18 protein-coding genes, 1 rRNA gene and 1 riboswitch are annotated in these 19,901 nt (G+C 70.5%); of the genes, 5 read left to right on the forward strand and 14 right to left on the reverse strand.

The genetic code is table 11. The annotated features are described in order from the left end of the window. The first annotated feature begins 22 nt into the window (after window positions 1–22). Window positions 23–574 (forward strand): GNAT family N-acetyltransferase, encoded by a 552-nt coding sequence (locus ACFC0Z_RS29245; protein WP_376444113.1) that lies wholly within the window; start codon window positions 23–25, stop codon window positions 572–574. Window positions 575–679: 105 nt separating this feature from the next. After that, window positions 680–1,489: a PhzF family phenazine biosynthesis protein gene (locus ACFC0Z_RS29250; protein WP_376444116.1), complete on the forward strand. Its 810-nt coding sequence runs from the start codon at window positions 680–682 to the stop codon at window positions 1,487–1,489. A 79-nt stretch (window positions 1,490–1,568) separates the two neighbouring features. Here ACFC0Z_RS29250 and ACFC0Z_RS29255 read toward each other — a convergent pair whose 3' ends face one another. After that, window positions 1,569–2,351, reverse strand: coding sequence for a CPBP family intramembrane glutamic endopeptidase (locus tag ACFC0Z_RS29255; protein WP_376444118.1), 783 nt, complete (start codon window positions 2,349–2,351; stop codon window positions 1,569–1,571). A 122-nt stretch (window positions 2,352–2,473) separates the two neighbouring features. Next, a complete protein-coding gene (locus ACFC0Z_RS29260) occupies window positions 2,474–3,973 on the reverse strand; it encodes a glutamate--cysteine ligase (protein ID WP_376444121.1) in 1,500 nt (499 codons plus the stop codon). Between the two features lie 487 nt (window positions 3,974–4,460). Here ACFC0Z_RS29260 and ACFC0Z_RS29265 point away from each other — a divergent pair, with 487 nt between their 5' ends. Together ACFC0Z_RS29265 and ACFC0Z_RS29270 are read left to right on the forward strand one after the other, a co-directional pair. Continuing rightward, window positions 4,461–5,051, forward strand: coding sequence for a hypothetical protein (locus ACFC0Z_RS29265; RefSeq protein WP_376444124.1), 591 nt, complete (start codon window positions 4,461–4,463; stop codon window positions 5,049–5,051). Window positions 5,052–5,389: 338 nt separating this feature from the next. Then, window positions 5,390–5,596: a DUF5999 family protein gene (locus ACFC0Z_RS29270; RefSeq protein WP_017238438.1), complete on the forward strand. Its 207-nt coding sequence runs from the start codon at window positions 5,390–5,392 to the stop codon at window positions 5,594–5,596. 62 nt (window positions 5,597–5,658) lie between these two features. Here the strand turns inward: ACFC0Z_RS29270 and gcvP are convergent, their stop codons facing one another. Continuing rightward, on the reverse strand, window positions 5,659–8,544 hold the full coding sequence (gcvP, locus tag ACFC0Z_RS29275; RefSeq protein ID WP_376444125.1) for an aminomethyl-transferring glycine dehydrogenase: 2,886 nt from the start codon (window positions 8,542–8,544) through the stop codon (window positions 5,659–5,661). Window positions 8,545–8,721: 177 nt separating this feature from the next. Further along, window positions 8,722–8,821: riboswitch (glycine riboswitch) on the reverse strand. A 113-nt stretch (window positions 8,822–8,934) separates the two neighbouring features. Here gcvP and ACFC0Z_RS29280 point away from each other — a divergent pair. Beyond that, window positions 8,935–9,309 carry a PRC-barrel domain-containing protein gene (locus ACFC0Z_RS29280; RefSeq protein WP_376444127.1) on the forward strand — a complete coding sequence of 125 codons (375 nt, stop codon included), beginning with the start codon at window positions 8,935–8,937 and terminating at the stop codon, window positions 9,307–9,309. Between the two features lie 204 nt (window positions 9,310–9,513). Here the strand turns inward: ACFC0Z_RS29280 and ACFC0Z_RS29285 are convergent, their stop codons facing one another. The 11 genes from ACFC0Z_RS29285 to rrf form a co-directional block, all read right to left on the reverse strand. Beyond that, a complete protein-coding gene (locus ACFC0Z_RS29285; RefSeq protein WP_376444129.1) occupies window positions 9,514–10,899 on the reverse strand; it encodes a DNA polymerase IV in 1,386 nt (461 codons plus the stop codon). A 78-nt stretch (window positions 10,900–10,977) separates the two neighbouring features. After that, window positions 10,978–11,595: a MerR family transcriptional regulator gene (locus tag ACFC0Z_RS29290; RefSeq protein ID WP_376444131.1), complete on the reverse strand. Its 618-nt coding sequence runs from the start codon at window positions 11,593–11,595 to the stop codon at window positions 10,978–10,980. Between the two features lie 192 nt (window positions 11,596–11,787). Continuing rightward, a complete protein-coding gene (locus ACFC0Z_RS29295; RefSeq protein ID WP_360812572.1) occupies window positions 11,788–12,261 on the reverse strand; it encodes a bifunctional nuclease family protein in 474 nt (157 codons plus the stop codon). 53 nt (window positions 12,262–12,314) lie between these two features. Next, the gene (locus ACFC0Z_RS29300) at window positions 12,315–13,055 is read right to left on the reverse strand and encodes a MerR family transcriptional regulator (RefSeq protein ID WP_376444134.1); all 741 of its coding nucleotides are present in this window, start codon (window positions 13,053–13,055) and stop codon (window positions 12,315–12,317) included. A 29-nt stretch (window positions 13,056–13,084) separates the two neighbouring features. Next, window positions 13,085–13,612 (reverse strand): FHA domain-containing protein, encoded by a 528-nt coding sequence (locus ACFC0Z_RS29305; protein ID WP_376444137.1) that lies wholly within the window; start codon window positions 13,610–13,612, stop codon window positions 13,085–13,087. Window positions 13,613–14,103: 491 nt separating this feature from the next. After that, entirely contained in the window at window positions 14,104–15,057 is a 954-nt protein-coding gene (locus ACFC0Z_RS29310; RefSeq protein ID WP_376444140.1) for a DUF881 domain-containing protein, read from the reverse strand. A 20-nt stretch (window positions 15,058–15,077) separates the two neighbouring features. Next, a complete protein-coding gene (locus tag ACFC0Z_RS29315) occupies window positions 15,078–15,410 on the reverse strand; it encodes a small basic family protein (RefSeq protein ID WP_015032176.1) in 333 nt (110 codons plus the stop codon). Next, window positions 15,407–16,336, reverse strand: a complete 930-nt coding sequence (locus ACFC0Z_RS29320; protein WP_376444142.1) for a DUF881 domain-containing protein — start codon at window positions 16,334–16,336, stop codon at window positions 15,407–15,409. Before ACFC0Z_RS29320 ends, ACFC0Z_RS29315 begins: the two co-directional genes overlap by 4 nt. 101 nt (window positions 16,337–16,437) lie before the next feature. Next, on the reverse strand, window positions 16,438–18,933 hold the full coding sequence (locus ACFC0Z_RS29325) for a sugar phosphate nucleotidyltransferase (protein ID WP_376444144.1): 2,496 nt from the start codon (window positions 18,931–18,933) through the stop codon (window positions 16,438–16,440). Between the two features lie 119 nt (window positions 18,934–19,052). Beyond that, complete coding sequence (locus tag ACFC0Z_RS29330; RefSeq protein ID WP_376444145.1) at window positions 19,053–19,661, reverse strand: CDP-alcohol phosphatidyltransferase family protein; 609 nt, start codon at window positions 19,659–19,661, stop codon at window positions 19,053–19,055. Window positions 19,662–19,809: 148 nt separating this feature from the next. After that, window positions 19,810–19,901 (reverse strand): 5S ribosomal RNA (gene rrf / locus ACFC0Z_RS29335); the annotation flags it as partial.

The raw sequence follows: 19,901 nt of genomic DNA on the forward strand, positions 1-19,901 counted from the left end.
ACAGGGGTGCGAAGATCCCGCCATGATCGACAACCGCGCCGCCGTCCCCGAGTACACCCAGCTCACCACCCCCGAGGCGGCGACCGACGCCCTCGTCGCGGCCCTCGCCGCGTGCTGGACGGAGGTCAGCGACGCGGGCGGTGCGGCAGGCTTCCCCTTCCCGCCCGTCGACCCGGCCGAGGTGACCGCCGCCGTCGACCGCATCGTGACGAGCCTCGACCCGGCGAGCAGCCGCCTGGTCCTGGCGACCCTCGACGGCGCCCTCGTCGGCTGGCTGCATCTGCGCCGCGACCCGTTCCGGCTCGTCGCGCACTGGGGCAGCGTCCACCACGTCCAGACCAGGCTCCGGGCCCGCGGGCTCGGCATCGGAGCCGGCCTGATGCACCAGGCCCGGACCATCGCCCGCGACGAGATGGGCCTCGAACAGCTGCGCCTCGCCGCGCGCGGCGGCATCGGTCTGGAGGACTTCTACGGCCGCCTCGGCTGGCAGGAGATCGGCCGCTGGCCCGGAGCGCTCCGCCTGACCGCCGAGGACGACCGCGACGAGATCCTCATGCTCCTCACGCCCCTCTGACCCCGCCCCGCCCCACCGCATCCCCGCGTCCCGGAGAACGGAGCGGTCCAGCGATCCGCGATTGGCCTTGTTCCCTCTTCTCCCCCGCCTTGTACGGTCGTCCCCATGCGGATCCGAATCGTCGACGCCTTCACCGACCAGCCCTTTTCCGGAAACCCGGCGGGCGTCCTCCTCCTCGACTCCTTCCCCGACGACACCTGGCTCCGGAAGGTCGCGGCGGAGGTGAACCTCTCCGAGACGGCCTTCGCCCACCCCCTCCCGGCGGGTGGCGAGGCGGACTGGGCCCTGCGCTGGTTCACCCCCACGACCGAGGTCGACATGTGCGGCCACGCGACCCTCGCCACGGCCCACGTCCTGCACACCACGGGCACGGCGACCGGAACCGTCCGCTTCGCGACCCGGTCCGGCGTCCTCGGCGCCACGGCCGAGGCGGACGGCACGATCACGATGGACTTCCCGACCTCCTCCCTCACCCCCGTCCCCGTCCCCGAGGGCCTGGAGCAGGCGCTCGGCGCCGAGGTCCTCGCGGTCCACGACACGGCCGCCCACATCGGCGACCTCGTCGTCGAGCTCCGCGACGAGGCCACGATCCGCGCCCTCACCCCGGACATCGCGGCCCTCGCGACGCTCTCCTCCCGCGGGGTCATCACCACCGCGCCCGCCGAGAACCCCTCCCGCGGCTACGACTTCGCCTCCCGCTGCTTCTTCCCGGCCGTCGGCATCGCCGAGGACCCGGTCACCGGCAGCGCCCACACGGCCCTCGCCCCGTACTGGTCGGCCCGTTTCGGCCGCGACGACCTCACCGGCTTCCAGGGAGGCGCCCGCACCGGCCTCGTCCGGACCCGCCTGCGCGGCGAGCGCACCCTGCTGTCGGGCCGCGCGGTGACGGTCATCGAGGGCGACCTGCACGCCTGACGAGAAAACGACGGGCGAAAGCGGTGAGGGCGTACGGCACCAGCCGTACGCCCTCACCCGTCTCCCTGCCCCGCCCCCGTCAGCCGGTGGGCAGCCACCCCACCTTCCCCGCCAGCAGCCCGTACCCCACAAAGGCCACGATGTCGAGCAGCGCATGAGCCACCACCAGCGGCCCGACCCTCCCCCAGCGCCGGTACAGCAGGACGAAGACGACCCCCATCACCACGTTGCCGACGAACCCGCCGATCCCCTGGTAGAGGTGGTACGAGCCGCGCAGCACCGAACTCGCCACGAGCGCCGCCATCGGCGTCCACCCCAACTGCCCCAGCCTGCGGAGCAGATACCCGACGACGATGACCTCCTCCAGTACGGAGTTCTGGATCGCCGACAGGATCAGGACGGGGTACTTCCACCACACGTCCGGGAGCGACTCCGGCACGACGGTCAGGTTGAACCCGGACGCCCGCGCCGCCAGGTAGAACGCGAGCCCGGCGCTCCCGATGCCGGCCGCGACCAGCGCGCCACGCCCCAGGTCCGGCCAGGGCCGGGTCCGGTCGAAGCCGATGGCCCGCATCCCGGCGCCCTCGCGCAGCAGGAGGTGGGCGACGAGGACGACCGGCACGAGCGCCGAGGCGATACCGAAGAGCTGCCACGTCAGGTCGAGCCACGGCCGCCCGGGCGCGTACGAGCCGTTGAGCGTCGCCGCCTGCTCCTTCAGCGACCCCGGCTTCGTCAGGGAACCGATGAAGCTGATGAGCGAGGAGACCCCGCTCGCGCCCAACGACAGCGCGAGCACGATCAGCGTCTCGGAACGCAGCACCTTGCGCGGCAGGCCGCCCGGGGGCAGGGAAGCGTCCCTCACGTCTTGCTCCGACACCACACCTGTCTCCACTTCCCCGTCGCGGACCCATGCCGACTACCTGGACATGATCACCCATACGACGAGGAAACGAGCGGGCGAGGACCCGACCGCCCCGGCGCCCGTCAGTCGATCCCCACCGGCCACAGGTGTACCGGCTCCCCCTCCTCCATCAGCGTCCGGTACCGCCGCGTCGTCGCCGCGAGCGCCGCCTCCCGGCTCAGCCCCGCCTCCAGCGCCTTGTGGAAGGTGTCCGCCTGCCAGGACGCGCCGTTCACCCGCCGCAGGCAGCGCTGCTCGATCACCCCGAGGTAGAAGTCCCGGTCCGCCGGCTCGATGTGCCAGGCGTCGAGCCCGGCCGCGGCGAGCGGCAGCAGTTCGTCGAGGACGAGTCGTACGGCCGGCACGGTCGCGATCCCGCCCGCGCGCCCGGCCCGTGGCCAGCGCAGCTCCGCCTCGATGCCGTACCGGCAGGCCGTGTCGAAGTTGGCCTCGGCGTCCTCGAAGGCCATCCGCTTCCACACCGGCCGGGGGTCGTCGGCGAGCGAGCGCACGAGCCCGTAGTAGAAGGCGGCGTTGGCGATCACGTCGGTGACGGTCGGCCCGGCCGGCAGGACGCGGTTCTCGACCCGCAGGTGCGGGACGCCGTCGACCCACCCGTACACCGGCCGGTTCCAGCGGTAGACCGTGCCGTTGTGCAGCACGAGCTCCTGGAGCTTCGGCACTCCGCCCTGGTCCAGGACGAGGAGAGGGTCCTCCTCGTCGCAGATCGGCAGCAGGGCGGGGAAGTAGCGGAGGTTCTCCTCGAAGAGGTCGTACACCGAGTCCACCCACCGCTCCCCGAACCAGGTGCGCGGTCTGACCCCTTGGGACTGGAGCTCGGGCGGGCGGGTGTCGGTGGCCTGCATGAAGAGCGGGGGCCGGGACTCGCGCCAGACCTCGCGGCCGAAGACGAAGGGGGCGTTGGCGCCGAGCGCGATCTGTACGCCGGAGACCGCCTGGGCGGCGTTCCAGACGGCGGGGAACCGGGCCGGGGTCACCTGCAGGTGGAGCTGGACGGAGGTGCAGGCGGCCTCGGGCACGATCGACGCCGAGGTGCACAGGAGGCGTTCGACGCCGTGGATGTCGAGGGTGAAGTCCTCGCCCCTGGCGGTGAGGATCTCGTCGTTGAGCAGCGTGTAGCGGTCGGCGACGGAGAGGTTCTCCAGGACGAGGTCGCTCTCGGCGAGCGTGGGGAGTATGCCGATCATGACGACGCTCGCGTCGAGCTCACGGGCCTTGCGGTCGGCGTATCCGATTCCGGTGCCGATCTCCTCGGCGAGCCGGTCGAATACCCGCCCGTCGAGCTCGTGCGGGGCGATGTTCACTTCCAGGTTGAACATTCCCAGTTCCGTCTGGAAATCGGAGCTGGCGATCCTTTCCAGAACCGGAGCGTTGAGCATCCTGGGCAGCCCGTCGGGACCGGTGAGATTGAGTTCGATCTCCAGTCCCATGAGATTCCGGGGCCGGTCGAACCTCTTCTCCGCCAGGAGCCTCGCGAGTCCCGCGAGACACTGCTGGAGCTTTCTCCGGTACTGCTGCCGGTCGGACGGGTCGAACCCGGCAGCATCGACCTTCTCCCCCATCGAAGCGTCCCTCCCACGGTGGACGGCCGCACCGACGGCCGCACGTCTCGGACCATGATGCCCACCCGGCTGATCCACAACGCCTGCGAATCCGGCCCGCCGGAAGATAGGCTGAAGGAAGCCCCTCACGGCAGATGCCGAAGGCATGACACCGCCGACATATACCAATGTCGTATTACCCCTTGACAGGGGATCGGAATTCAGCCGTCCGGCACGGCGAGGAATACCCAGGTGACAGAGCTGCGGTCGCGATGATTCCCGGTGAACGAACCTGGGAATAAGGCTTGTTGGCGCCTTGTCAGAAATATCGGAGCCGTCTAGCGGAAACACCGCGTGAACACGTGTCGTATAAACTCCGCGGACGAGGCAGAGTGTCGGTGCCCGGCATGCACCCATGTCCCCATGGCCCCGCTCTGACCGCGCCGCTGACAGCGCCGTCGTACATGCCCACGCATCACCGTGTCTCCTGAGTGAGAGGCGACCCACCATGCTCCGACCCACCCCGGCCCCCGCGCCTGCCCTCCGCAGCGTCCTCGCGGCCCTCGGCTCACCGACCGCCGTCCGCGAGGCACGAACGCCCGCCCTGCGGGCCGCGCAGGGACCACTGAGCCCCGAACTCCCGCTTCCCGTGCACGTCCTCGGCGTCACGGGAGCTCCGGGACGGGCACCGCGCACCCGCCTCGCCGGCTGGCGCTTCCTGATCCGCAGCGGCGACCGGGCCATCGCCGCCGCGGACACCATGCTCACCCCGGACGGCTGGACCTTCTCCCACTTCTTCGAGGGGCCGTACGTCACCGCGACGGAACGGGCCCTGGCCCAGGCCGAGGCGCTGCCCACCCCGTACCAGCCCCGGCTCCTCTCCGTACCGGAGCTCTACATGCTGACGCTCTGGCTGCACGCCGAACCGGAGGCCGACGGCACCACCGTCGCCCCGGCCACGGCCGATCTCCTCGTCCCCCTGGCTCCCGCCCCGCCGGGAATCGCGGCCCACCGGCCCTACCAGGTGGCCGATCTCCTGCCCGTGCTCAGTACGCGTCTCGCGCCGCCGCCCCTCCTGGGCTCCGCGGCGCCCGCCTGATCCATCGCTCCGGCACCCCAGACCGCGCCCCGCGGCCCGACCGGGTCACGGGGCGCACTGTTGTCCGAAAATCGCGCCCGAACGCACCACCCGAACACCCCTCCCGTACGGACTAGCCCGCTCGGGCCACCCCGAACCACCCGAAGAGACGGTGCAGTTGGCGCGAACCGCCCCTGGGGGTGATGCGTCTTCCCCGAAGAGGACGAGCTGACGCGAAATACCTGCGGAAGTCCGTCCAGGGGGCAAGACTGGGACCGGAACCCAACCGACCGACGGGGGCGGCGATGAGCGCGAAGAGCCGCAGGACATCCACCACGACGCAGCGAAAGAACCCACCCATGTGCCAGCACCAGCCTGCCTGTCCCACCGCCGACTCCGCCGACCGGGAGGCGGCCCGACTGATGGCACACCACCCGGAACAGGGCTGGAGCCTGCTGTGCAACGGCGTCCTGCTCTTCGAGGACACCGGTGAACTGCTGCCGGACGGGCAGATCATCGCCCCGCACCGGCCGCTGACGGCGGGCCAGGTGACGACCGCCGCCTGAGGCGGACAAGGCCGAGGGCCCGGCCCGGAGGAGTTCCTCCGGGCCGGGCCCTCGGTTCATGCTCAGTGGTCGTACTCGTCCATGGGCGGGCAGGAGCAGACCAGGTTCCGGTCGCCGAAGGCGCCGTCGATGCGGCGGACCGGCGGCCAGTACTTGTCGGCGGCCGAGACGCCGGCCGGGAAGACGGCCTCGTCACGGGTGTACGCGTGGTTCCACTCGCCGCCCAGCGACGCCGCGGTGTGCGGGGCGTTGTGCAGCGGGTTGTCCTCGGCGGGCCACTCGCCGGAGGCGACCTTCTCGATCTCGCCGCGGATCGCGATCATCGTGTCGCAGAAGCGGTCGAGCTCGGTGAGGTCCTCGGACTCGGTCGGCTCGATCATCAGCGTGCCGGCGACCGGGAAGGACATCGTCGGGGCGTGGAAGCCGTAGTCGATGAGGCGCTTCGCGATGTCGTCGACCGTGACGCCCGTCTCCTTCGAGAGGGGACGGAGGTCCACGATGCACTCGTGGGCGACCAGACCGGCCGGGCCGGTGTAGAGCACCGGGAAGTGCGGCTCCAGGCGCTTGGCGATGTAGTTCGCCGCGAGCACGGCCACCTGCGTGGCGCGCTTGAGGCCCTCGCCGCCCATCAGGCGGACGTACGACCACGAGATCGGCAGGATGCCGGCGGAGCCCCACGGGGCGGCCGAGATCGGGCCGACGCCCGTCTCCGGACCCGCGGTGGGCTGGAGCGGGTGGTTCGGGAGGTACGGGGCGAGGTGCGACCGCACGCCGACCGGGCCGACGCCGGGGCCGCCGCCGCCGTGCGGGATGCAGAAGGTCTTGTGCAGGTTCAGGTGCGAGACGTCGCCGCCGAACTTGCCCGGCTTGGCGAGACCGACGAGCGCGTTGAGGTTGGCGCCGTCGACGTACACCTGGCCGCCGGCCTCGTGGACCTCGGCGCAGATGTCGGCGACGTGCTCCTCGAAGACGCCGTGCGTCGACGGGTAGGTGATCATCAGCACGGACAGCTCGTCGCGGTACTGCTCGATCTTGGCGCGCAGGTCCGCGACGTCGACCTCGCCGTCGTCGGCGGTCTTGACGACGACGACCTTCATGCCGGCCATGACCGCGGAGGCGGCGTTGGTGCCGTGCGCGGAGGACGGGATGAGGCAGACGGTGCGCTGGAGGTCGCCGTTGGCGCGGTGGTAGGCGCGGACGGCCAGCAGACCGGCCAGCTCGCCCTGCGAACCGGCGTTCGGCTGGATCGACACCTTGTCGTAGCCGGTGACCTCGGCGAGACGCTCCTCCAGCTCGGTGATGAGCGTGAGGTAGCCCTGCGCCTGCTCGACCGGGGCGAAGGGGTGGATCTGGCCGAACTCGGGCCAGGTCACCGGCTCCATCTCGGTGGTCGCGTTCAGCTTCATGGTGCAGGAGCCGAGCGGGATCATGCCGCGGTCGAGCGCGTAGTCGCGGTCCGCGAGCCTGCGCAGGTAGCGCAGCATCGAGGTCTCGGAGCGGTGCGCGTGGAAGACCGGGTGGGTCAGGTACGCGTCGGAGCGCAGCAGACCCGACGGCAGGGTCTCCTCGACGGAGGCGTCGAGCGCCTCGACGTCGGCCGTGACGCCGAAGGCGCCCCAGACGGCGGCGAGCTGCTCGCGGCCGGTGGTCTCGTCACAGGAGATCGAGACGAGGTCGGCGTCGACGCGGTAGAGGTTCACGCCGGCCGCGCGGGCGGCGGCGACGGCCTCGTCGGCCTTGCCGGGAACGCGGACGGTGAGGGTGTCGAAGTACGAGCCGTGCACGACCTCGACGCCGCCGGCGGTCAGACCCGCGGCGAGGATCGCGGCGTACCGGTGGGTGCGCTGGGCGATCTGCTTCAGGCCGTCCGGGCCGTGGTAGACGGCGTACATGCCGGCCATGACGGCGAGGAGCACCTGGGCGGTGCAGATGTTGCTGGTGGCCTTCTCGCGGCGGATGTGCTGCTCGCGGGTCTGGAGGGCCAGGCGGTAGGCGCGGTTGCCGTCGGCGTCGACGGAGACGCCGACGAGGCGGCCCGGCAGGGAGCGGGCGTGCTTGTCCTGGACGGCCATGTAGCCGGCGTGCGGACCGCCGAAGCCCATCGGGACACCGAAGCGCTGGGTGGTGCCGACGGCGATGTCCGCGCCCAGCTCGCCGGGCGAGGTGAGCAGGGTCAGCGCGAGGAGGTCGGCGGCGACGGTGACGATCGCGCCGAGCTCGTGGGCGGCGTCGATCAGCGGCTTGATGTCGCGGACGGCACCGGAGGCACCCGGGTACTGGAGCAGGACGCCGAAGACGCCGCGCTCGGCCACCTCGGCGGGGATGCCCTCGCTCAGGTCGGCGACGACGACCTCGACACCGGTCGGCTCGGCGCGGGTCTCGATGACGGCGATCGTCTGGGGCAGGGCGTCGGCGTCGACGAGGAAGACGCCGTTCTTGACCTTGCCGACGCGCCGGGACAGGGCCATGGCCTCGGCGGCGGCGGTGCCCTCGTCGAGGAGGGAGGCACCGGAGGTGGGCAGACCGGTCAGGTCGGCGACCATGGTCTGGAAGTTGAGGAGCGCCTCGAGGCGGCCCTGCGAGATCTCCGGCTGGTACGGCGTGTAGGCCGTGTACCAGGCGGGGTTCTCCATCACGTTGCGGAGGATGACCGGCGGCGTGAAGGTGCCGTAGTAGCCGAGGCCGATCATCGGGGCGAGGACCTGGTTGCGGTCGGCGAGCGTGCGCAGCTCGGCGAGCACCTCGGCCTCGGTGCGGGCGGCGGGCAGGCCCAGCGCCTCGGCGTTCTTGATCACGTCCGGCACCGCGGCGGCGGTGAGCTCGTCGAGCGAGCCGAAGCCGACCTGAGCGAGCATCTTGGCCCGCGCCTCGGCGTCGGGCCCGATGTGCCGCTGCTCGAACGGGATGCCCTGCTCGAGCTCGGAGAGCGGAATGCGGTTGGCGGTCATGTACGGAGGCCTCCTGGTCGTCACGACCTGCGAGGGGCACCACGGCGCGGGTACCCGGACGGCCTCCCCCTCTGTCATCTCAACCTGAGAGTTTCACCGGCACGCCTCGCGGCACGCCGGCTTTCACCGTCGGTGAGAGCGCGTGCCGTCGGACACCGCTCTGCTTTCCAGAGTGACCTCGTCCGCGCGGTACAGGGGCCTGAGAGATTCCGGGGAGGATTTGCTCCTTCGGCGCCCACCGGAAGGTTTCTCCGGGGGACTCTCCCGCACAGGGTCGACAGCCACAGCCAGCCTACCAGCGAGGTTGCGGGCTCTATCGCTCAAGTGGCCGACATCCCAGTTGTGCACTTTCGTAGGGGTGTAGAGCAGTTGCGACCAGTTGGAGGGACCGTGCAGACCGACATCGATCCGCGCAGCCTGATCGGCCGCAAGGCGTTCGACCGGAACGGAAACAAGATCGGAACCGTGGACGAGGTGTACCTGGACGACGCGACTGGGGTCCCCGAATGGGCCGCGCTCCGCACGGGCCTGTTCAGCCGGGACGCCTTCGTCCCGCTGGAACCGAGCGACCTGCTCGAGGACGGCCTGCACATCCCGTACGAGCGCGCCCTGATCAAGGACGCCCCCGACTTCGGCGTGGGCCGCCACCTCTCCCCCGCCCAGGAGCTCCAGCTCTACCGCCACTACAGACTCGACCTGCCCGCGGAGCCCCAGGACGCCCCGGACACCGACTTCGGCCGTCTCGCGGGCCAGGAGGGCCCCTGACGGCACGCCTCCGGCGCCGTCGCACGACCGCCGCCGGAGAACCCCCGCTCGCCCGCCCACCACCAGGCCCCTCGCGGGCGGTACGAGGGAAACCCCAGCCGACTTCCCTGACCGACGGCTGGGGCCCCGCCGCGCCGTGACGGCCTGCCTCCGCCGATCTCCACCCATCTCCGCCCGTCCCGGCCCATCTCCTGCCGAATCCGGCTATCTCCGCACCAGAGGTATCGGCTCCGACGGTTCGAGCTCCGGGTCGTCCACCGAGAAGGTCCGCACCCGCCCCGGCACGGTCCACGGCTCCTCGAACCGCACGGTGACCCGCCCGACCCCGCTCCCCTGGACCCACCCGGGCCCGTACTCGGCATGCCGTACGTCGAGCCCGGGCGCCCAGCGCCGCTCCACGGCCTCCGGAGCGGCCTCGGGCCCCTCGGCCCCGGGAAGCGCCCCCGCGTCCCCCACGGCCTCTCCAGCGGCCGTCACGCCCGTCCCTGCGGCCTCCGCGGCCTCTGCCGCCTCCGCCGCCTCGGCCTGGGCGAACAGATCCTCCTGCGTGTAGTCCGCGAGCCCGCTGACGCCCACCCCGAGCAGCCGTACGCCTCCGGTCGTGTCCACCGCCTCCAGGAGCCGCCCCGCGGCCTCCCGCACCACCATCGGGTCGTCCGTCGGCCCGCGCAGCGTCTCGGACCGGGTCAGCGTCGAGAAGTCGAACCGCCGCACCTTCAGCACGATCGTCCGCCCCGAGTGCCCCGAGGACCTCAGCCGCCCCACGCACCGCTCGGCGAGCCGCTCCACCTCGACCCTGATGCGCACCCGGTCGTGCAGGTCCACGTCGAAGGTGTCCTCCACCGACACCGACTTCGCGTCCCGCTCGGCCACCACGGCCCGGTCGTCGTACCCCTGCGCCATCCGGAACAGCGACCCCCCGTGCGCCCGCCCCAGGAGCCGTACGAGCTCGTCCTCGCCGGCCTCGACGAGATCGGTCACCGTGGTCATCCCGGCCCGGCGCAGGTGCTCGCCGGTCGCGGGCCCGACCCCGGGCAGGATCCGCACGGACCGCGGCCCGAGCAGCTCCCGCTCCGTGCCCGGCTCGATCAGCACCAGCCCGTCCGGCTTGGCCTCCTCGGAGGCGATCTTCGCGATCATCTTCGACCCGGCGAGCCCGACCGAACCGGTCAGCCCGGTCGTCGCCAGGATGTCGGCCCGCAGCCGCTCGCCGACGGCCCGCGCGCTCGCGCTGTCCTCGGCGACGCCCCCGGCCTCCAGGTCCACGAAGGCCTCGTCGAGGCTGAGCGGCTCCACGAGCGGCGACAGCCGCCCGAGCAGCTCCATGACCTGCTCGCTGATGGCCCGGTAGAACGCGAACCTGGGCACGAGATACGCGGCGTTCGGCGCGAGCCGCCGCGCCTGCCCTGTCGGCATCGCCGAGTGGACCCCGAGCCGCCGCGCCTCGTACGAGGACGTGGCGACCACCCCACGCGGCCCGAGCCCGCCGACGACCACGGGCTTTCCGCGCAGGCTGGGCTTCGCCGCCTGCTCGGCGGCGGCGAAGAACGCATCCATGTCGAGATGCAGGATCGTGGGCACGGCTCTCACAGCTCTGATGCTGCCCCATGCCACTGACAACGGGGAGACGCCGCCTCCGACAACGCCGGAACGCGGCCTCGGACGGCCTCAGACGGCCTTGTCGCGCCGCCGCCTGGCCAGCTCGTCACCCGGGTTGTGCCCGACGAGCGTCTCGCCCGTGTCGACACGCTCCCCGTGCAGCTGGGACAGCGCGGCCTCCACGTCCCGCCAGACCACGCCGACGGCGATCCCGAAGACGCCCTGGCCGCCCTGGAGCAGCGAGACGACCTCGTCGGGCGAGGAGCACTCGTAGACCGTCGCCCCGTCGCTCATCAGCGTCATCCGCTCCAGATCGCGGAAGCCCCGGGCCCGCAGGTGCTGCACGGCCGCCCGGATGTTCTGCAGCGCCACCCCGGTGTCGAGGAAGCGCTTGACGATCTTCAGGACCACGACGTCGCGGAAGCTGTAGAGACGCTGGGTCCCGGACCCGTACGCGGGCCGCACACTCGGCTCGACCAGCCCGGTGCGCGCCCAGTAGTCCAGCTGGCGGTAGGTGATGCCGGCCGCCGCGCACGCGGTCGGCCCGCGGTACCCGATCTCGTCGGCCGACGGACTCGTACTCGCATCGCTGCCGAAGTCGCCCACACTGCCGTGAAGCGGATACGGCCCCGACTCCGCGGACACGTGTCCGACCGAGCTCCCTGCCGTACCGTCCGCGCTGCTCATCACGCCGACCCTCCGTCCTTGACCTGCCCACACGAAGGTAGGCAGTCACTCGGGGTGCGTCAACGATCGCCACACTCGGCACGCCGAGTGATAATCACCCTGAGAGTGGTTTCCCGTGTCTCTCTGCGGGGAAAGGCTACTCGAATGCGCTGACAACGCCCGAGTTCAGGCCACGCGATCAGGCCACGCGCCTCACTGGCTGTTGGTCCCGAAGTCCTCCGGTGAGATCTGGTCGAGGAACTCGCGGAACTTCTCCACCTCGTCCTCCTGCTCGTCCGGGATCGCGATGCCGGCGTCGTCAAGGACACCGTCGCTGCCGTAGATCGGCGTCCCCGTCCGCAGCGCCAGCGCTATCGCGTCCGAGGGCCGGGCACTCACCTCGACACCGCTGGCGAAGACCAGCTCGGCGTAGAAGACCCCGTCCCGCAGATCCGTGATCCGGACCTCGGTCAGCTCCTGGCCCACGGCCTCCAGCACGTCCTTGAAAAGGTCGTGCGTCAGCGGACGCGGCGGGGCCACGCCCTGCTGCGCGAAGGCGATCGCGGTCGCCTCACCCGGTCCGATCCAGATGGGGAGGTACCGATCGCCTCCCACTTCTCGCAGGAGCACGATCGGCTGGTTGGAGGGCATTTCCACCCGGACACCCACAACGTCGAGCTCGTTCACACAGCAACCCTAGGACGTGCCCGACCGGTTTGGATAGTCGGGCCCGTCCGAGATCACTGGAGTCGGATGCCCAGAGCCGACTGCACGAACGCCGCGTGCAGCCGCACCGACAGCTCGGCGAGCTCCTTCGCGGTGGCCTCCGCATGGGCTCTGGTCTGCGGATTACGGTGCCGGCGCAGCGGAGCGACCATCTGCTCGAGCAGCGCCGCCTCCCGGTCGGCCGCCGCCTTCACGCCCCGGAGATGACGAGGTTCGAGACCGAATCTCCCCAGATCCGCGACAAGTCTGGCGACCGTGACCGCCTCCGCGTCGTAGCCGCCGCCCCGCTCCTCGGAGATCAGACCGAACGACTCCCACTCGGCGAGCTCGACCTCCGTCACCTCGGCGGCGGCGAGCAGCTCGGCCCGCCCGACCCGCGCGGCGGTGGGACGCTCCCCCTCCGCTTCCCAGGGGCCTTCGGCGATCTCCCGCCGCCCGGGGGCGGGCAGCTTGATCTGCTCACCCCGGGCCAGGGCGTCCAAGTGCTCACGAATGACCTTCAGCGGAAGGTAGTGGTCCCGCTGCATCCGCAGGATCTGAGCGAGCCGCTCCACGTCCTGCGGGCTGAACTTCCGGTACCCGGAGGCCGTACGACGGGGCTCGACGAGCCCCTCGGCCTCCAGGAACCGGATCTTCGAGATCGTCACTTCGGGAAACTCGTCGCGCAACTGGCTCAGCACCGTGCCGATGCTGACCAGCCGTTCGCCCGCGGTGACGGTGCCGGTTCCGGCACCGCCCGTCGGTGTTCGCAGCATGGACCTTCCCTGAAGTCTTCTCGGTGGCGTCACACGCCCCGCTGGCTCGAGTAGAAGACCAGCCGGTACTTGCCGATCTGCACCTCGTCACCGTTGGACAGAACGACCGAGTCGATCGCCTCACGGTTGACGTACGTGCCGTTGAGGCTGCCGACATCGGCGACGGTGAACCGACCGTCCTGTCCCCGCCGGAACTCGACATGCCGCCGGGAGACGGTGAAGTCGTCCAGGAAGATGTCGCTCTGCGGGTGACGGCCGGCCGTCGTCAGCTCTCCGTCGAGGAGGAACCGGCTGCCGGAGTTCGGCCCCCGGCGCACCACGAGGAGCGCGGACCCCAGAGGCAGCGCCTCCACGGCCGCCATCGCCTCGGGCGACAGGGACGGAAGCGCCGTCTGACCGGTGATCTCCGCCTCGTACGCCTCAAGGCCCGAGATGGAGATCGTCGACGTCGTCTCGGACGCCCGCTCGGCGATCCCGCCCCGCAGCGGCGTACCGCACTGGGAGCAGAAACGGCTGTCGGCCGCGTTGCGGTGACCGCACCTCGTACACACCGGCATGGACGCGTCCTCCTGCCGCGGCATCCCCGCGGAGGTCTGTGTCGCGTACGGGTCGGGGGTAAACCCTCCACCCGTACTTGAGGTTGATGGTTCCCCGAAACCTATGCGGGCGGCACCGGCCGGGTCAACAGAAGACGCGCCCTGAGTGCCCGAAATGTCACCGCCCTGACCGTCGACCTCGTCGCGGAACAGCGGGCGCTCGCCGCCCTGTTCCTCGCTCTGGGCGTGGCGCGACGCGCGGTGCCTGGCGTTGCCGCCGTCCTCACGTCCGCTCTTGCCGAACAACTTCGCAAAAAAACTCACGGGCGATTCCCCTTGACCGAAACAGACCCGCCCGTGGGGCAGGACGAACCGAAATCCTCACACCTGCCGACCCGGACACCTTCACAACGTCCGTATCCTCCGGACAGTTTCCACCACGCACCACCGTTGTGGTGCGTCGACCCCCCGCAACGTCTTACCCATGTCGCGGGACCCCCTCCTCCACCGTCCTAGGTCGAGGACGACTGAGCGTAGTCAGGCCGCTTCGCGGGTCGCAAGGCGTCGACGACGATCTTCGCCGACCGCTCCACCCCGGCCGTGGCCTGCTCCTTCTCGAGGGTCTGCACGACGCCACCGGGGATGTTGAGCGCGGGCTCCAGATCCTCGGGCTTGCCGATGACCTTGAAGACGTACGGAGCGGTCACCTTCGTTCCATCGATCGCCATGTCGTCACCGCTACCGGTGAAATAGCTGTCCGCCACCACCCGCACGCCGTTGACCTGGATCGCCTCCGCACCCGCGGCCCGCAGCTCCTGGATGGCGTCGAGCAGCATGTCCGACTCGACCGCGCCGGTGGGGTCACCGACGGTCAGCGTGATCCCCGGCCCCTCGGCCGCGACCGTTCCGGCCAGGATCCCGAGCTGCCGCTCCTTCTCCTGAGTCTGCTTACGGGCCTCCTCGGCCTGGTCCGAGCTCGACTCCAACTCGGACCGCTGCTTCTCCAGGCGCGCCTTCTCGTCCTCCAGGCGCTGCGTACGGTCGTCGAGCTCGTCGAGGATCCGTACGAGGTCCTCCTGCCGCGCCCCACGCAGCGCGCTGTTCTCGCTGGTGGAGGAGACCTGGATGGCGAGACCGAGACCGAGGACGAAGAGCAGCAGCGCGACGATCAGCTGGGCACGCGTGACCCGCGGCGGCCACAGCGCCGCGGCGAGCCGCCGCCGCCCGCTGGGCCCGTCGGCGGCGGGCGCCGCCACGGCCCCGGCCGGCTCCTGCGCGACGGGACCCTCAGCCTGCGGCGCCTCATCCCGCGAAGGCCCCGCCTCCGGAGCTTCCGCCTCCGGAGCCTCGGCCTCGGGCTGAGCCGCGGCCTCAGGAACCTCGGCCTTCGGGCTCTCGCCCTCCAGGCCCTCGGCCTCGGGCTTCCGCGCGCTGTCGCCCGCCTTCTCGTTCTCGTTCTCGTTCATCGCGTTCTCACTCATCGGCCTCACGCCCGGAACACATGGCGCCGGATGGCGGCCGCGTTGGAGAAGATCCGGATACCGAGCACGACGACCACACCCGTGGACAGCTGCGCGCCGACGCCCAGCTTGTCCCCGAGGAAGACGATCAGCGCGGCGACGACCACGTTCGAGAGGAACGACACCACGAAGACCTTGTCGACGAAGATCCCGTCGAGCATGGCCCGCAGACCACCGAAGACCGCGTCCAGGGCGGCGACCACGGCGATCGGAAGATAGGGCTCGACCACCGCCGGAACCTCGGGCCGGACCAACAGTCCGACCACGACTCCGACGATCAGGCCCAGTACGGCGATCACGATGTGCCCTTCCCTGTGTCGGCCGTGGCCCCACCGGACGGCGTCGCCGCCCCGGCCCCCCTCGGCTCTGCTGTTCGTACGGTCAGGCTCGGCGCGGCCGGCAGGCGTACGTCGCCCTCGGCCGAAATGCTGCTCCTGATCCCGAAGTTCTCCACCAACGCGTGCAGGTACTGCCCGTCGGCACTGTCCTGGAACGCCGTGCTCAGCCGCTGACCGTCCCCGATGGCGAGGACGGTGTACGGCGGCACCAGCGGCCTGTTGTCGACCAGTATCGCGTCACCCGCGGCCCTGATCGCCGACAGCGACGTCAACCGCTGCCCGTTGATCGACACGGCCTCGGCCCCCGACTCCCACAGGCCGTTGACCACCCGCTGCATGTCCCGGTCGCGCACCCGGCCCGTGTCGGAGAAGCCGCTGCTCTCGCGCGGCCCGCCACCACCGGTGTCGGTGCCCTTGGCGTCGTCAACGACGAGCTTCACACCCGGCCCGTGGACCGGGGTCGCGCCCGACAGGAGCGCGACGAGCTCGGCCTGGTCACCGCCGTGCTGCTCCAGCGCCTGGCTCTGCCGCGCGCCGACCTCGGCGCGGATCCGCTTGACGTCCTGTTCGAGCTTGTCGGCAGCCTTGGTGTCGCCCTCGATGCGGTCGATCAGGTCCTGCCGCTCCTTGGCGACCACCGGCGCCGAGATCCGCGCCTCGGCGGCGCCGACCGTCACCACGACGGCGGCGAGCAGGAGCCCCGCGGCCACACCGAGCTTGGCGCGCAGCGGCTTGGGCATACCGGGACCCTCGGCCGCCCGCCGGGCCGTCGCCTCGGCGTAGCCGTCGTCGAGCGCGTGGTCGATGACGTTGTTCAGCAGCGACATCGACGCGTCCGGGCGCGCGGGCGGTGATCCGGTGCTCCGAACGGGGGGCTGCTGCGACATGCCGCACATCGTCGCACGTCGCGCGGCCTACCAACGAATGCCCCCTGTGAACGGCAGGGAGACGCCCCGCGGGCGCCTCCCTGCCGAACCCTCCGTTCCGGTCAGCGACCCGCGCTCTCGACCACCTCGGCCCACTCGTCGAGCAGGGCCTGCGCGGAGGCGTCGTCGGGCCCCTCCGCCCACAGATGCGTGACGGCCTCCGCCGGGTCCGGCAGCACCATCACCCAGCGCCCGTCCGCCTCGACGACCCGCACCCCGTCCGTCGTGTCCACGGACCGGCTCCCGGCCGCCTCCACCACCCGCCGCATGACCAGCCCCTTCACGGCCCACGGCGTCGCGATGTCCCTCTTCAGCACGTGCGCCCGCGGAATCCGCGCGTCGATCTGGCTCAGCGTGAGCTGCGTCCGCGCCACGAGCCCGATCAGCCGGACGAAGGCCGCCGCACCGTCGAAGACGCTGCTGAACTCCGGCACGATGAACCCGCCGCGCCCGTCACCGCCGAAGATCGTCGACTCCTCCCGGCCGACCCTCGTGAGGTCGTCGGGCGAGGTCGTCGTCCACTCCACCTGCGTGCCGTGGTACGCGGCCACCTGCTCGGCGATCCGCGTGGTCGTGACCGGCAGTGCCACCCGCCCCGACCTCCGCTCCGCCGCCACCAGGTCGAGGAGGACCAGGAGCGCCCGGTCGTCCTCGATGATCCGGCCCCGCTCGTCCACCAGCGAAAGCCGCTCACCGACGGGGTCGAACCGCACCCCGAACGCGGCCCGTGCCGACGCCACGATCTCTCCCAGCCGTACGAGCCCGGCCCGCCGGCTCTCCGCCGACTCCGTGGGCCTCGACTCGTCCAGCCCGGGATTGATCGTCAGCGAGTCGACCTGGAGCCGACCGAGCAGGCTCGGCAGGACGAGGCCGGCGCTCCCGTTGGAGGCGTCCACGACGACCTTCAGCCCCGCCTCGGCGATGCCGGACGTGTCGACGTTCCGCAGCAGCGACCCCGTGTACGAGTCGAACACGCTCGCCGGGAAGGAGAGATCACCGATCTCCCCGGGGAAGGCCCGCCGGTACTCCTGCCGCGCGAACACCCGGTCCAGCTTCCGCTGACCCGCCTGCGAGAGGTCGGCCCCGCGCTCGTCGAAGAACATGATGTCCACCGAGTCCGGCACACCGGGCGAGGTCCGCACCATGATCCCGCCGGCACTCCCCCGCGCGGTCTGCTGCCGCGCCACGGGGAGCGGCACGTTCTCCAGGTCCCGTACGTCGATGGCGCTCGCCTGCAAGGCCGAGATGACCGCCCGCTTGAGCGCCCGCGCACCACGCGAGTGGTCACGCGCCGTCGTGACGGTCGCGCCCTTCTTCAGCGTCGTGGCGTACGCCCCCGCCAGCCGCACGGCCAGCTCCGGGGTGATCTCCACGTTCAGGATCCCGGAGACGCCCCGCGCCCCGAAGAGATGCGCCTGCCCGCGTGACTCCCAGATGACCGACGTGTTGACGAAGGCACCGGCCTCGATCGTCTTGAACGGGTAGACCCGGACGTTCCCCTGGACGATCGATTCCTCGCCGACGAGGCACTCGTCCCCGATGACGGCCCCGTCCTCGATCCGGGCGGCCCGCATGATGTCGGTGTTCTTCCCGATCACACAGCCGCGCAGGTTGCTCTGCTGCCCGATGTAGACGTTGTCGTGCACGACGGCCTTGTGCAGGAAGGCCCCGCTCTTGACGACGACGTTCGACCCGATGACGGTGTGCTCCCGGATCTCCGCCTCGGCCTCGACCTTGGCGTAGTCCCCGATGTAGAGCGGTCCGCGCAGCACCGCGTCCGGATGCACCTCGGCACCTTCGGCGACCCAGACACCCGGCGAGATCTCGAAGCCGTCGATGTCGACCTGGACCTTGCCCTCCAGGACGTCCGCCTGGGCCTTCACATAGCTCTCGTGCGTGCCCACGTCCTCCCAGTAGCCCTCGGCGACATAGCCATAGATCGGCTTGCCCTCCTTCATGAGCTGAGGAAAGACGTCACCCGACCAGTCCACCGAGGTGTCCGCGGCGACGTAGTCGAAGACCTCGGGCTCCATGACGTAGATGCCCGTGTTGACAGTGTCCGAGAAGACCTGCCCCCATGTGGGCTTCTCGAGGAACCGCTCGACCTTTCCCTCCTCGTCCACGATGGTGATGCCGAATTCCAGGGGGTTGGGCACCCTGGTCAGGCAGACCGTGACGAGCGCGCCCTTCTCCTTGTGAAAGGCGATGAGGTCGGTCAGATCGAAATCCGTGAGCGCGTCACCCGAAATCACGAGGAAAGCGTCGTCCTTCAACGCTTCCTCGGCGTTCTTCACACTGCCCGCGGTACCGAGCGGCTTCTCCTCGTTGGCGTACGTGAGCTCCATCCCGAGCTCCTCACCGTCCCCGAAGTAATTCCTGACGAGGGAGGCGAGAAACTGCACGGTGACGACGGTCTCGTTGAGACCGTGCCTCTTGAGCAGTCGTAGGACGTGCTCCATGATCGGCCGGTTTACCACCGGCAGAAGAGGCTTGGGCATGCTCGAGGTCATGGGGCGAAGTCGGGTTCCTTCGCCACCGGCCATCACGACGGCCTTCATGTCGGAAGCGTCCTCCTTGAAGAGACGACGGTCCTGCCGACTTCACCTGTCCGTTCGGTGGGGCCCTCGGGGGTGTCCTCGTTTCCGCCGGCGACGCTGCCTGACGGGGGACGGACGGGCTAATCGGCCTCGGTGTCCGCCTTCACGAGTCGACGGACCTGGACCACGTAGAGGATCCCTGCCCACCAATACAGAGTTGTACCCCATCCGGCGAAGGCCCACCCGAAAACTTCAGCGAGTGACGAAAGCCAGCCCGTTCCGTCACTGAGAAGCAGCAACGGGAACGCGTACATCAAGTTGAAAGTCGCAGCTTTCCCGAGGAAGTTCACCTGCGGCGGCGGGTAGCCGTGCCGGCGGAGGATTCCGACCATGACCAGCAGCATCGCCTCACGCGCGAGAAGGGCGGCGGTCAGCCACAGCGGAAGGATCTCCCGCCAGGTGAGCCCGACCAGCGTGGACAGGATGTAGAGCCGGTCCGCGGCCGGATCGAGCAGCCGGCCGAGGCTGCTGATCTGGTTCCAGCGTCGCGCGAGCTTGCCGTCGAGATAGTCGCTGACTCCGCTGAGCATCAGGACGAGCAGCGCCCACCCGTCGCTGTTGGGCCCGCCGAACTCGGGACGGAGAATGAGCCACAGAAACAGCGGTACGCCGAGCAGGCGCGCCATGCTGAGAATGTTGGGGATGGTGAGGACCCGGTCGGTCTGAACGCGAGTCTCCTGGACCTCCACCCGGGGGCCTCCTGCTGGAACGATGCCGATGTTGCCCCCTGACCTTACCCGCAGCCACCCTGTCCCCCGCACAGGGCCCCGCCCCTGCGCCTAGAACGCAAAAATGCCTCAACCCCCGGACAGAGTCCGGGGGTTGAGGCTAAAAATTGTTCGGCGGCGTCCTACTCTCCCACAGGGTCCCCCCTGCAGTACCATCGGCGCTGAAAGGCTTAGCTTCCGGGTTCGGAATGTAACCGGGCG

The organism is Streptomyces sp. NPDC056144 (assembly GCF_042264145.1).
In the GTDB taxonomy this organism is placed as follows: domain Bacteria; phylum Actinomycetota; class Actinomycetes; order Streptomycetales; family Streptomycetaceae; genus Streptomyces.